Source organism: Facklamia miroungae (assembly GCF_012396555.1).
In the GTDB taxonomy this organism is placed as follows: Bacteria; Bacillota; Bacilli; order Lactobacillales; family Aerococcaceae; genus Facklamia; species Facklamia miroungae.
In genome coordinates, this window is sequence record NZ_JAAXPS010000004.1 from 44,685 (window position 1) to 59,250 (window position 14,566).

Sequence of the window (14,566 nt, forward strand, 5' to 3'; positions counted from 1 at the left end):
ACGGATCTCTTTATTTTATCCATAAAAAAAAGGCCTCACGCGGAAGCCTAAGAATTATGCTGTTAGCTTTTTGCGTCCTTTTAAGCGGCGCTTGCTTAATACACGACGTCCATTTTTTGTTGCCATGCGTTTACGAAAACCATGTTCTTTACTACGTTGACGTTTTTTAGGTTGGTATGTTCTCTTAGTCATGCAATACACCTCCTTATTCCTAAATATAAACAATACTAGAATAGTTTATAAGAATTACCACTTTAAAGTCAAGTCTTTTTTCTATTAACTACCAGAATTATCGATATTTAAATGGTTAAATAAGAACTTTATCCACAGATTATACACAAAGGCAAATAATATTTTATTTACTCATTTGATTTATAAACAATATTAAAGTTAATTTATCCTCAACTTTCAGGTTTGTTCATAAAATGAAACTTATACACATATGTTGTTCATAAGTTTTCATAATCATTGATATTATCGCTGTCTCTTTATCAACACTTATCCACATTCTTTCCTGAAGTATTAAAAACTAGCACTTTATCCACAAAAACTAATACCATGTGTATAAGTCAAATGTACATATGTGGATTTGTTTTTTTATTAATCCTAGCTTGTGGAAAACTTTCAATATGGTACAATATTCTTGAGCTATATAAACTTATTTGAGGTGAAATTTATGGAGGAAAAAGATCTTTTTTGGCAAGGAGTCTTAGATTATTTAAAAGAAATTCTATCCACTTCTTCCTTTCGATCTTGGGTTGAGCCTTCAATTCCAACTCGAATCGGCAATCAATCAATCACAATTGCTGTTCCTAATCCTATGACAAAAAAATATTGGGAAAATCATTTAGTGAATTATATCTTACAATATAGTCGTGAACGTTATGGAATCGAATATGAACCGCAATTTATAATTTATCAAACCCCACAAGACGAAATTATTCCTTCAAAAACCATATCTAAAGAAGAAAATCTTAATATTCCCTGTTTTTCTGATTCAAAACTAAACCCATCATATACTTTTGAAAATTTTGTAATCGGTGAAGATAATAAAATGGCAGCCGGAGCTGCTTTAGCAGTCAGTGATGGTCCTGGAAAAACCTATAATCCTTTTCTCATATATGGCGGGGTTGGTTTGGGAAAAACACATTTAATGCAAGCAATTGGTAATGATATTTTAATGAAAAATCCTTCAACAAAAATAAAATACGCAACTAGTGAATCCTTTGTTAATGATTTTATCACCAGTATTCAAAACGGCTCACAAAAGAAATTTAGAGAAATGTATCGTGAGATAGATGTACTTTTAATCGATGATATTCAATTTCTTTCCAAAAAGGATGCAACCCAAGAAGAATTCTTTCACACTTTTAATGAACTATACAATAACAACAAACAAATTGTATTAACTTCTGATCGCTTGCCTAATAATATTGATAATCTTGAAGAGAGATTAATTTCTCGCTTTAAATGGGGGTTATCAACCGATATTACGCCTCCTGATTTAGAAACACGAATTGCAATTCTGAGAAAAAAAGCGGCTAATAATCGACTTGATATTGATTCCGAAACACTTACCTATATTGCTAATAACGTAGATACTAATATTCGTGAACTTGAAGGGGCTTTAATGAGAGTTTTTGCTTATGCAGCGATCGAAGGAAAAGAAATAACCAGTAATTTAGCTGCTGAAGCCCTTTCTTCCATCTTTGGTGAACAAAAGGCAAAAGTGATTGACGCTGACTCAATTATTTCAACATGTAGTAACTTTTATAAGATTTCTACCGATCAAATTAAAGGGAAGAAAAGAAATAAAGAAATTGTAACTGCTCGTCAAATTGCAATGTATTTAACACGTGAGTTAACTGAACTTTCTTTTCCAAAAATTGGTGAAGCTTTCGGAAATAAAAATCATACCACCGTCATTCACGCTTATGAAAAAATCTCTGACGATTTAAAATCAAATATGACTCTTCGACACGAAATTGCAACTATTAAACAAATGCTAGAATAAAGCTTGTGGATAAGTTTACTGAATTAATATTCTTTTACACATAGTCATCAACAAGGCTAAATGTTGACACTATCATCATTACTATACTTATAGGCTCTGTCAACAGGACCTACTATTATTACTTATATATTTAATAATTATTTATAAAGGAGAAAATTATGAAATTTACAATTAACCGCTCAGCTTTTACGCAACAAATTAATAATGTTCAAAGAGCTATTCCGTCTAAAACGACAATTAATATTTTATATGGAATTAAATTAGCTTTAGATAATAACGGAATGACTTTAATAGGAAGTGATGCCGATATTTCCATTGAAAGTCACATTTCAGTTAATGATCCTTTAGCTAATCTCCAAATAGAAAGATCCGGCCAAATTGTACTTCCTGCTCGTTTATTAAATGAAATTATAAAAAAATTACCTCAAGATGAAGTTGTTATAAGTGTAGATGATAAATTTAAAGCGACTATTCAATCGGGAAATGCTGAATTTCAAATTGTGGGAATTGACGGTAATGAATATCCTCGTTTACCCATAATTGATTTAGATCATCAAATACAATTACCAACACTTACTTTTAAAAATATGATTAATCAAACAATTTTTGCAGCATCTAATCAAGAATCACGTCCAATTTTAACTGGGTTACATTTGATTTTAGAAAAAGATTTTTTAATTGGTGTGGCTACTGATAGTCATCGCTTAAGCCAAAGAGAAATCCCTTTAAAACTCTCAGAAAGCTCACATAATTTAGATGCAATTACAGTTCCTAAAAAGACGATGAGTGAATTAGCTAGAATTGTTCCAGATAATGCTGATCTAATGATGACTCTATCTAATCAACAAATTATTTTTACTTTTGAAAATATAACAATTTACTCACGTTTACTTGAAGGAAATTATCCAGCCACCGATCGATTAATTCCTAACTCTTGTGAAACAGAAATTGTTCTAAATGCGGCTGATTTTCTACAGGCTATTGAACGTGCTTCACTATTATCACATGAAGGAAAAAATAATATTGTTCAGTTAGATATTCAACCTGATCATATTGAATTATTTGTTAAAGGTAATGAAATTGGAAATGTAGCAGAAGAAATTCAATTTGTCTCTTCAAGTGGTGAGGCTCTTCAAATTTCCTTCAATCCAGATTACATGAAAGAAGCGCTCCGTTCATTTGGTGATATTGAAATCAAGATTCAATTCAATTCACCTGTTCGCCCAATGTTACTAACTCCAAATGAAAACAGTGAATTACCTCACAATGATTTATTGCAATTACTAACACCTGTTCGCACCCATTAATTGAAAAAAGCAGGTCGAAAAATCGGCCTGCTTATTTTTTGCCTTTATTTATCGTCTAAGGCTTTTTTATCTTAAATAAGCTTTTTATACTCCAAAAGCCATTTTATATTTAAAACTGTAAAATTTCGCCAAATATTTGAGTCTTAATCCTTTTAGATGTATAATAAATATTATAAAAGAGTGATGGGGTGGCCAAATGGAACATAAAAAAGTCAAAATAGAAAGTGACCATGTAACGCTCGGCCAATTATTAAAAATGGTAGATTTAATATCTAGTGGTGGAATGGCCAAATGGTATCTGGGAGAATTCACAGTCTACTTAAATGAGGAACCTGAAAATCGACGAGGAAGAAAAATATATCCTGGTGATCGTATTGAATTTGTTCAGGATGCTCTAGTTGTTGATGTGATTGGTCAATAAGATACTATATGAAGATAGAACATTTAAATTTAACAAACTTTCGAAATTATAAAGAACTCTCGATTGATTTTCATGATGGACTGACCATTTTAACTGGTGAAAATGCCCAAGGAAAAACAAACATCCTTGAGGCCATTTTTTTGTTGTCATTGGCTAAAAGTCATCGAACCAATCATGACCAAGAAATGATTACTTGGAATGAAGATTACGCTAAAGTAGTAGGGCAAATTACGACTAAAAATTCACATTTTCCTCTAGAAATTATTTTAAATTCTAAAGGTAAAATTGCTAAGTATAATTACATAGACCAAAAAAGACTTTCGCAATTTATAGGAAAATTAAATGTTATTTTATTTTCGCCTGAAGATATGCAGATAGTTAAAGGCTCACCTAGTTTAAGAAGAAAATTTTTAGATACTGAATTAGGACAAACTCATCCTATTTATTTACAAAATTTATTAGAATATCATCGTATTTTAAAACAAAGAAATTCTTATTTAAAACAAGCTCGTGAAAAAAATTCACACGATCCAGTTTATTTAGAAATATTAACAGATCAATTGGTTGAAGCGGGAAGCCGAGTCATAAATTATCGTATAGAATTTGTTAAAAATCTTGAAAAAATAGCGCAACCACTCCATTACGAACTATCAAATGAGAGGGATCTCCTATCAATGGTCTATAAGTCCTCTACTTCAAAGGTTGATTATGAGAAGAAGGATTTAATTGAAGACCAATTAGAGGAATTGTTTAAAAGCTCTACTCAAAGAGAGATTGACCAAGGTATTACCCTGTATGGTCCCCATCGTGATGATCTTATATTCTATATTAATGATAATTTAGCTCAACAATTTGCTTCCCAAGGTCAACAAAGAACCATCATTTTAAGTTTAAAACTAGCTGAATTAGATTTGGTTTATGCGATCGATCAAGATTATCCTGTTCTTTTATTAGATGATGTGCTTTCTGAATTGGATGATCGTCGCCAGTTTATACTGATGAGTAAAATAGAAGGTAAAGTACAAACCATCTTAACAACTGCTAGTGTTGAAAATATTCATATCCAAGAATTAAAAAATTCTTCGATAATACAGGTAAAAAAAGGAAAAGTTCTATAGGAGGACAGAAATGGTTGAAAATATTGATAAGCAAAAAATAAATCATCCTCAATATGATGCAGATCAGATTCAAGTACTAGAAGGACTTGAAGCTGTTCGTAAACGTCCTGGGATGTATATTGGATCAACTTCGAGTACTGGCTTGCATCATTTAGTCTGGGAAATTGTTGACAACTCTATTGATGAAGCTTTAGCAGGCTATTGTAGTCACATAGAAGTAGTCATTGAAGCGAATGGCTCTATTTCAGTGACTGATGATGGGCGAGGTATTCCAATTGATCTTCAATCAAAAACGGGAAGACCAGCTGTTGAAACAGTTTATACGGTTTTACACGCTGGTGGTAAGTTTGGTGGTGGAGGCTATAAAGTTTCTGGTGGACTACACGGTGTAGGAGCTTCTGTTGTAAATGCCTTGTCCAGTGAATTATCAGTTGAGGTTTCACGTAACGGTAAAATTCATCAAATAAAATTTGAAAGAGGAGCAATTGTTTCTGAATTAAAGGTAGTTGGAGAAGCAAATGAAACTGGTACGAAAGTTAATTTTGTTCCAGATACTTCTATTTTTACAGAAACGGTTGATTTCAAATATGACATTCTGAATGAGCGAATTCACGAATTAGCCTTCTTAAATAAGGGATTGCGCATTTCTTTACAGGATCGTAGACCGGATCGTGAAGCCTATGATTCCTACTTATTTGACGGAGGGATCAAATCTTACGTCTCTTATCTCAATGAAGATAAGGGGTTAATCTTTGATGAACCGATTTATATCGAAGGTGAGCAAGATGGAATCACAGTGGAAATTGCCTTGCAATACACAGATGCTTATCAATTGCATTTATTATCTTTTGCAAATAATATTCATACCTATGAAGGCGGAACGCACGAATCAGGTTTTAAAACCGCTTTAACACGAGTTATAAATGATTATGGTCGGAAAAATAATTTGCTTAAAGATGGTGATGATAATTTAACTGGTGAAGATACCCGTGAAGGATTGACGGCTGTAATATCTGTTAAACATCCAGATCCACAATTCGAAGGTCAGACTAAAACAAAATTAGGTAATTCTGAAGTTCGTACCGTAACAGATCGTCTTTTCTCTCAGCATTTCGAAACATTTTTGTTAGAAAATCCGAAAGTTGCCCGTTTGATTTTAGACAAAGGAATTTTAGCTTCAAAAGCTAGAATGGCTGCAAAAAGAGCAAGAGAAATGACTCGTCGTAAATCAGGGTTGGAGATTGCTAACCTTCCTGGAAAACTAGCTGACTGTTCATCAAAAGAAGCAGAAAAATGTGAATTATTTATTGTCGAGGGAGATTCAGCAGGTGGTTCAGCTAAGCAAGGACGTTCACGAATGTACCAAGCGATTTTACCAATTAGAGGTAAAATTTTGAATGTTGAGAAAGCCTCTATGGAACGTATTTTAGGTAATATAGAGATTCGATCTTTATTTACTGCTATGGGAACAGGTTTTGGGGCTGAATTTGATGTTAGCAAAGCAAGGTATCATAAATTAATAATTATGACCGATGCGGATGTTGACGGTGCTCATATTCGTACCCTTTTATTAACGCTTATTTTTCGCTACATGCGTCCTTTAATCGATGCTGGATATGTTTATATCGCCCTACCGCCATTATATAAGGTAAAAGTTGGAAAAAAAGAATTCTATTTGGATACTCATGAGCAACTCCTACAATGGGAAAAAGAAAATCCAGATACTAAATATTCTCTCCAAAGATATAAAGGTCTGGGAGAAATGAATGAAGATCAACTTTGGGAAACCACTATGAATCCTGAACATCGTCGTATGCAAAGAGTAACGGTTGATGATGCAGTAGAAGCAGATGCAGTTATGTCTATGCTGATGGGCGAAGAGGTTGAACCTCGCAGAGTTTTCATTGAAACAAATGCCGTTTATGTTCGTAATCTTGATGTGTAGCATTATCGATGAAAGGAGTTCGTTATGACTGAAGAGAATTTTGATATAAGTAAACAATCTTTTGAAGAAATTAACCTACCTGATGAGATGCGCAATTCATTTCTAGATTATGCCATGTCTGTCATTGTAGCTAGAGCTCTACCAGATGTACGTGATGGTTTAAAACCAGTGCATCGAAGAATTTTATATGGAATGAATGAATTGGGTGTAACCCCTGACAAACCACATAAAAAGTCAGCCCGAATCGTTGGTGATGTAATGGGTAAATATCATCCACATGGTGATTCGGCAATCTATGAGGCTATGGTTAGAATGGCCCAGCCATTTTCTTATCGTCAAATGTTAGTGGATGGTCATGGTAACTTTGGTTCAGTTGATGGTGATGGAGCAGCGGCAATGCGGTATACGGAAGCCAGAATGGCAAAAATAACCTTGGAAATGCTAAGGGACATTAATAAAGATACTATTGATTTTCAAGATAATTACTCTCAAGAAGAAAAAGAACCTGTTGTATTACCTAGTCGTTTCCCTAATTTATTAGTAAATGGTGTATCAGGTATTGCAGTTGGGATGACCACTAATATCCCACCACACAATCTAGAAGAAGTTATCGACGCTTTGCAAATACTCATGCGTAACCCTGACGCGACTGTTGATGAATTAATGGAAGTTTTACCGGGACCTGATTTTCCAACTGGTGGAATTATTGTTGGTAAATCAGGCATTAGACAAGCTTATCGAACTGGAAAAGGAAAAATTACGGTCCGTGGTAAAGTAGAAATTGAATATTTTGGTAACAATATGGATCGTGAACGTATTATTATTCAAGAATTACCATATGGAGTCAATAAAGCGAAATTAGTTGAAAGAATCGCGGAATTAGGGCGAGATAAGCGAATAGATGGTATTTCTTATATCGCAGATGAATCGGGTAGAGAAGGAATGCGTATTGTCGTGGAAGCTCGTAGAGATGCATCTGCTCACGTTATTTTAAATAATTTATATAAACAGACACCTTTGCAGACTAATTTTGGTATCAATATGTTAGCAATTGACTTTGGTGTTCCCAAAGTTTTGAATTTGAAAGAAATTTTACAAAAATATTTAGCTCATCAAGTTGAAGTAATCACCAGACGTACGAAATTTGAAAAGCGTAAGGCAGAAGATCGTGCACATATTTTACAAGGGCTACAAAAGGCTTTAGATTTCATTGACGAGATTATCACTATCATCCGTTCTTCACACGATTCAGAAACAGCTAAGCAAGAGTTGATTAACCGTTTTGAATTTTCACAAATACAAGCGCAATCCATTTTAGATATGCGGCTCGTTCGTTTAACAGGATTAGAACGAGAAAAAATTGATGCAGAATATAAAGATTTACAAGAATTAATTATTCGGTTAACTGAGATTCTTTCTTCGCAAGATAGGATTTATGAAATTATTCATGATGAATTAAGAGACATTCTTAAGAAATACAACGATCCGAGAAGAACTGAGATAAAAATGGGCGAAATTCAATCTCTAGAGGATGAGGATTTAATTGACGAAGAGGATATACTTATAGCTTTAACGACTTCTGGTTATATTAAACGTATGACAGAGGATGAATTTCGCGTTCAGAATCGCGGAGGAAGAGGTGTTAAAGGAATGGGAGTCAGTGAAGAAGATTCCATTCAAAGTTTAGTTTCAGCTTCTACCCATGATACTCTACTCTTTTTCACTAACTTTGGTAAAGTATACCGAGCGAAAGGTTATGATATGCCACAATATGGTAGGACTTCAAAAGGTTTGCCAATTATTAATCTTTTAAATTTGGATAAAGAAGAATATGTGCGCGATATTGTAAATATCCGAAAAGAAGCAGATGATCAAGATACTCACCTCTTATTTGTAACTAAAAAAGGTATGGTTAAACGAACCTTAGTTAGTGAATATTATAACATTCGTACTAATGGCCTTATTGCAATTAAACTCAGAGAAAATGATGAATTAGTAAATGTTTTAATTACTGATGGTCAAAAGAATATTATCATAGGTTCCAATAACGGTTATGCGGTAAGTTTTGATGAAAATAATGTACGCGATATGGGTCGAAGTGCTTCGGGTGTGAGAGGAATGAAATTGCGCGCTGGAGATCATGTTATCGGCGCTGCTATTTTAGAAGATGATAAACAAGTCCTCGTAGTTACTGAAAATGGATATAGTAAACGTACAGAAGCTAATCAGTATGCTATTAAAAATCGTGGAGGGAAAGGGGTTAAAACTTCTAATATTTCTCAAAAGAGTGGTAAATTAGCTGGTCTGGTTACTGTACAAGGCGATGAAGACTTACTAATTATGACGAATGAAGGAGTTGTTATTCGAGTTCACATTGATTCGATTTCTACAGCTTCAAGAGATACTTTAGGAGTCAAAGTCATTCGATTAGATGATGATTCAGTAGTGGATAAAATTGTTGTTATTGAAAAGAATGAAGATGAAGAAGAACAGCATTTGGAATTAGAGAATTCTGATTTAGAAAAAGCCGAGGAAGAAACTTTAGAAGAATAACAAGTTATCATTGATTTCTTTAAAATAGAATGATAAAATTATTAAATGTGAGTTAATCGCTTAATCGCTTAACTCCTTGCTCTATGGAGCCATTTGACCAAAAGGAGGTGCAGTCATGAGTCAACCAACTAAATATGAAATCCTTTATATTATTCGTCCAGATATGACCGATGAAGCAAAAAAAGAATTAATTGCTCGTTTTGATCAAATCTTAGTCGATCAGGGATCAGAAGTTGTAGAATCAAAAGACTGGGCTAAGAAACGTTTAGCATACGAAATTAACGATTATCGTGAAGGTATTTACCATTTAATCACTTTAACCGCTGATGATGCTAAAGGGATCAACGAGTTCGATCGTCTTGCGCGAATCAACCGTGATATCTTACGCCATATGATTACAAAAGTAGAAGAATAATCAATATGTTTCACGTGAAACACTTGTAGGAGGAATAAAATGAATACCGTACAATTAGTTGGGCGTTTAACCAAGGAAATTGATTTACGTTATACTTCTTCAGGAACTCCAGTTGGAAGTTTTACACTGGCTGTAAATCGCAGTTTTACCAATCAACAAGGTGAGCGTGAAGCAGATTTCATTAATTGTGTGATTTGGCGTAAAGCTGCTGAAAATTTAGCCAACTTTACCCGAAAAGGTTCTCAAATCGGAGTTGAAGGTCGCATTCAAACAAGAAGTTATGACAATCAACAAGGACAAAAAGTTTATGTTACAGAAGTTGTAGTTAGTAACTTCCATTTACTTGAACCACGCTCAGTTACTGAACAACGCCCTGTTTCTGATGGAAATCAATCATACAAGCAGAACAATCCGAATACTAATCAATACCAAGGCCAGCCAAATCAATCGACTAATAATGACTTTGGTTTCAACCAAAACTTTAGTCAAAATAATAGTAATCCATTTGGCGACAGTCAGAAGGTAGATATTTCAGAAGATGATCTACCGTTTTAGAATAATGCAGAGGAGGAAAATAAATGGCACAACGTCGCGGAGGAAGACGTAGAAAAAAAGTGTGTTATTTCTGTGCTAATCATATTGATTACATTGATTATAAAGACACAGATCTTTTAAAAAGATTTATTTCTGAAAAAGGAAAAATATTACCACGTCGTGTAACTGGTACTTGCGCTAAACACCAACGTACATTAACTAATGCAATTAAACGTGCACGGATCATGGCTCTATTACCATTTACCGTTCAAGAATAATAATTAGCCACCCAGTGGGTGGTTTTTTTGTTTCACGTGAAACATCTTACGTGGAGACCATCATAGAATAATTGAATTAAGTGTGATAAAATAAGTGATATTATTACTAAGAGGTGTGCTGTGCTTAAAAAAAATAAAATAGAAGAATTTTTTAAATATTTTCATTCATTAGAAATTTCTTGGCAAATCTATTCCATCTTATTGATCTATCTAATACTGATAGTAGTAGCTTTTAAATGGGAATGGCGTTTAGGTGTATTCCTGGTCGCTTTTCTATTAATTATTGTGTTTTTCTTTACTTTCAATATCAAAGGGTTTATAAAAGATCTTGCTAAAATAGCTAGTCATATGTCGGAAAATGCATTTTTAGCACAAGAATATGCTCTTTATAACGCTCCAATAGGTGTAATACTATATGATCAAGAAGAAAGAGTAACCTGGGTTAATCCGGTGATTAAAAAGATTTTTAATAAAGATATAATCGGTGAAAAAATTGAAAAAGTCGATAGTAAATTAACTCAAATTCTTGGTCAAAGCAACATGAGCCAATGGCAGGAAGTTTCTTTAAATACAGGATATTTCCGAGCGCTTCATCATCATGAATATAAGGCACTTTATCTGTACGATATTACTCAAGATATTGAAATCCAAAAAGCTATTGGGGAATCTATTCTAGTGATGGGGTCACTCCTATTAGATGATTATGACGATTTAATTTATGCCATGGATGACGAAGCAAGTGCAAAATTTGAATCTGATTTAATTACACGATTGAATCGCTGGGCTGATCAATATCAAATATACTTAAAACAAACAGATGAAGATCAATTTTTATTGCTTTTAAATGAAAATTCTTTGAAGAGTTTGGAAAAAGAAAAATTTCAATCGATTGAAGCTATAAAAGAATACTATTCGAGTCAGAAGATTCCTATCTCACTTTCTTTAGCTTTTTCATATAGCAAAACCTCTCAACAAAATATGATACTGGTGGCTAAACAGGTAAAATCAAATTTAGATTTAGCTTTAGGACGAGGTGGAGATCAAGTAGTTATTCGAGAAATAGAAGGAAAAGCAAGATTTTTTGGTGCAAAGACAAGTTATACTGAAAATCGCTCGGATATCCGCAGTAAAATGTTCTTTCAAGCTCTTAAAAGTACCGTTTTAACTTACGATCGCGTATTAGTCAGTGGCCATCAATCGCCGGATATGGATTCATTAGGTTCTGCTCTTGCAGTTCAACAAATTGTAAGTTCTTTTGGTAGAGAAGCGAAGATTCTTATTGACCGTGATGGAATGACAGAAGATATTCGAGAGATAATTAACAATGATTATTTTGAGAAAAGAGATGACCAAATTTTTATCGAAGATAAGGAATTAGATAGTTTTTTAGATGAAAAAACACTTCTGATTCTTGTGGATCATCATCGATCAATGATTTCACAGGCTGAAAAAATCTTTTTTGATTATGATATTGTGATTATCGACCACCATCGACAAGCTGAAGAATTTCCGAGTAATTGTGTTTTAAGTTATCTTGAGCCGTCTGCCTCTTCAGCAGTTGAATTACTGACAGAATATTTCAGTGTAATTGATGAAAAAGATAATGCTATTGATGAACTAATAGCAACTGTAATGTTAGCAGGTATCATTATTGATACTAATCAATTTTCTTTAAGAACTGGTTCACGAACCTTTGAAGCAGCAGCTTACTTAAAATCAATGGGTGCTGATAATATAAAAATTAAGCATTTATTAAAAGAAAGTTTAGAGACTATCAAAATTAAAAATCATTTAATTGAGGATACTAAAATTATTGATTCAATTTATGCTGTAACTATTGCGAATGAAGGAATAATAGTTGATAATGTTCTTGCTTCTCAGACAGCTGATGATTTATTGGGAATTGATCAGATTGAAGCATCTTTTGTGATTTACCAACGCAATGAAAATGAAGTTGGAATATCTGCTAGAAGTTTAGGGAAAATTAATGTTCAAGTGATTATGGAGAAACTTGGAGGAGGCGGTCATTTATCAAATGCAGCAACGCAGATAGAGGATCGATCGATTCATGAAGTAGAAAAAGAATTAATTGATGTCATTAAATTTAAGGAGGAATAATTATGAAAGTTATTTTATTAGAAGATGTACGTAAGCAAGGTAAAAAAGGCCAAATCATTAATGTATCAGATGGTTATGCAAACAATTATTTAATTAAAAATGGTTTAGCAAAAGTTGCTGATTCAAAGGCGATGAGTGAGTTCAAGGCTCAAAAGAAGGCTCAGGAGAAATTGGCTGCTGAAGAGTTAGAAGAAGCGAAAAATTTAAAAGTAGAAATAGAAAAAGAAGAGACAGTTGTGGTTATTTCAGCTAAATCTGGTGAAGATGGCCGTCTTTTTGGAACTATTCCTTCAAAACAAATTGCTCAAGAATTAAAAAAACAATTTGATATTGAAGTTGATAAACGTAAAATTGAATTAGAAAGTAATCTAGCATCTTTAGGCTTTCATAATGTCCCTGTAAAGCTACATAGTGATGTCTCTGCAATAATTCGAGTAAAAGTTGAAGAAGTATAGCTTTTTAATTAAGAGGTGAAAAAATGGAACTTTCGCAAATGAATCAGATGCAGGCACCTCAAAATATTGAAGCAGAAAGATCAGTCTTAGGAGGACTTCTATTAGAACCTAAGAAGTTAGCAACAGTTCAGACCGTGATTCAAGAAGATGACTTTTATAAAGTAGCTCATCAACAAATATATGCAGCAATGGAGCGTGTCTTTGATCGAGATGGGACATTAGATCATTTGATGTTAAAAAATCAATTAGATGCCTTGGATCAATTGGAAAATGTAGGTGGATACGAATACATTATAGAATTAACAAGTTTTACACCAACGACTGCTAATATTGAAAATTACGCAAGGATTGTTAAAGAAAAATCCATTCTTCGCCAATTAATCTCTGCTTCATCAAAAATAACTCAAACTGCTTATGATGAAGATAATGAAGTAGAAGATATTATCGATCAAAGCGAGAAATTGATTCTATCAATAGGAGAAGGTTCTCAAAATAACCGTCCCCAAATGATGAGGCAACTCATAGCGGAAGCCTTTGACAAGATTGTAAAGTTAGCAGAAGAAAAACGCGACGTAGTAGGATTACCCACTGGTTATTACGAACTTGATAAGTTAACCAGTGGCTTTCAACCCGATCAATTAATCATCATAGCTGCGAGACCTTCTGTAGGAAAGACAGCTTTTGCTTTAAACATTGCACAAAATGTCGCAACAAAATCCAAGGTACCAGTGGTGATCTTTTCGCTTGAGATGGGTGCTTTAGATATGGTAAATCGAATGATTTGTGCAGAGGGAAGTATTCATGCTTCTAATTTACGAACAGGTCAACTGACAGATGATGAATGGAAGAGTTTTACAGTAGCTACGGATATCCTAAGAGATGCCCCAATTTATATTGATGATTCTGCAGGTATTCGTGTTTCTGAAATACGTGCAAAATGCCGCCGTTTAAAACAAGAAAATCCTGAATTAGGATTAATCGTTATTGATTATTTACAATTAATTGATGGTAATGGACGCGAAAATCGTCAACAAGAAGTCTCGGAAATTTCACGTCAATTAAAAAAGTTGTCTAAAGAGCTTTCGGTACCGATTATTGCACTTTCTCAACTTTCAAGAGGACTTGAGCAAAGACAAAATAAACGGCCTATTTTGAGTGATATTAGAGAATCTGGTTCAATTGAACAAGATGCTGATATCGTAGCTTTTCTCTATCGTGAAGATTATCACCAACAAGATAGTGGTGAAGATGATGGGCCTCAAGATGATTTACCTGATAATACAGTAGAAGTTATTATTGCTAAAAATAGAGCTGGTGCAAGGGACACGGTCAAACTCTTATTCAAAAAAGAATACAATAAATTCTCCAGTTTATCCTATCAAAAAGAACCTTTTACTGTATAATAGAG

The 14,566-nt window shown here is 33.6% G+C and carries 13 protein-coding genes; 12 read left to right on the forward strand and 1 reads right to left on the reverse strand.

Annotated elements, in window-relative coordinates:
* Positions 1-54 precede the first annotated feature (54 nt).
* On the reverse strand, positions 55-192 hold the full coding sequence (rpmH, locus tag HF969_RS05250) for a 50S ribosomal protein L34 (RefSeq protein ID WP_090289870.1): 138 nt from the start codon (positions 190-192) through the stop codon (positions 55-57).
* 484 nt (positions 193-676) lie between these two features.
* On the opposite strand from rpmH, the gene dnaA reads away from it, so the two are divergent.
* The 12 genes from dnaA (at position 677) to dnaB (ending at position 14,561) form a co-directional block, all read left to right on the forward strand.
* The gene (gene dnaA, locus HF969_RS05255) at positions 677-2,014 is read left to right on the forward strand and encodes a chromosomal replication initiator protein DnaA (protein WP_090289869.1); all 1,338 of its coding nucleotides are present in this window, start codon (positions 677-679) and stop codon (positions 2,012-2,014) included.
* 158 nt (positions 2,015-2,172) lie between these two features.
* On the forward strand, positions 2,173-3,321 hold the full coding sequence (gene dnaN / locus HF969_RS05260) for a DNA polymerase III subunit beta (protein ID WP_090289868.1): 1,149 nt from the start codon (positions 2,173-2,175) through the stop codon (positions 3,319-3,321).
* 196 nt (positions 3,322-3,517) lie between these two features.
* On the forward strand, positions 3,518-3,742 hold the full coding sequence (yaaA, locus tag HF969_RS05265) for a S4 domain-containing protein YaaA (protein WP_090289867.1): 225 nt from the start codon (positions 3,518-3,520) through the stop codon (positions 3,740-3,742).
* Between the two features lie 8 nt (positions 3,743-3,750).
* Positions 3,751-4,860 carry a DNA replication/repair protein RecF gene (gene recF / locus HF969_RS05270; protein ID WP_090289866.1) on the forward strand — a complete coding sequence of 370 codons (1,110 nt, stop codon included), beginning with the start codon at positions 3,751-3,753 and terminating at the stop codon, positions 4,858-4,860.
* A 10-nt stretch (positions 4,861-4,870) separates the two neighbouring features.
* Entirely contained in the window at positions 4,871-6,805 is a 1,935-nt protein-coding gene (gyrB, locus tag HF969_RS05275; RefSeq protein ID WP_090289865.1) for a DNA topoisomerase (ATP-hydrolyzing) subunit B, read from the forward strand.
* Between the two features lie 24 nt (positions 6,806-6,829).
* Entirely contained in the window at positions 6,830-9,358 is a 2,529-nt protein-coding gene (gyrA, locus tag HF969_RS05280; protein WP_090289864.1) for a DNA gyrase subunit A, read from the forward strand.
* 115 nt (positions 9,359-9,473) lie between these two features.
* Positions 9,474-9,773, forward strand: a complete 300-nt coding sequence (rpsF, locus tag HF969_RS05285) for a 30S ribosomal protein S6 (protein WP_090289863.1) — start codon at positions 9,474-9,476, stop codon at positions 9,771-9,773.
* Between the two features lie 39 nt (positions 9,774-9,812).
* Positions 9,813-10,328, forward strand: a complete 516-nt coding sequence (gene ssb / locus HF969_RS05290; protein WP_090289862.1) for a single-stranded DNA-binding protein — start codon at positions 9,813-9,815, stop codon at positions 10,326-10,328.
* A 23-nt stretch (positions 10,329-10,351) separates the two neighbouring features.
* Positions 10,352-10,585, forward strand: a complete 234-nt coding sequence (gene rpsR, locus HF969_RS05295) for a 30S ribosomal protein S18 (RefSeq protein WP_090289861.1) — start codon at positions 10,352-10,354, stop codon at positions 10,583-10,585.
* A 120-nt stretch (positions 10,586-10,705) separates the two neighbouring features.
* Positions 10,706-12,703 (forward strand): GGDEF domain-containing protein, encoded by a 1,998-nt coding sequence (locus HF969_RS10115; protein WP_090289860.1) that lies wholly within the window; start codon positions 10,706-10,708, stop codon positions 12,701-12,703.
* A 2-nt stretch (positions 12,704-12,705) separates the two neighbouring features.
* Positions 12,706-13,158, forward strand: coding sequence for a 50S ribosomal protein L9 (gene rplI / locus HF969_RS05305; protein ID WP_090289859.1), 453 nt, complete (start codon positions 12,706-12,708; stop codon positions 13,156-13,158).
* Positions 13,159-13,181: 23 nt separating this feature from the next.
* Positions 13,182-14,561 (forward strand): replicative DNA helicase, encoded by a 1,380-nt coding sequence (gene dnaB, locus HF969_RS05310; RefSeq protein ID WP_245694834.1) that lies wholly within the window; start codon positions 13,182-13,184, stop codon positions 14,559-14,561.
* Positions 14,562-14,566 lie beyond the last annotated feature (5 nt).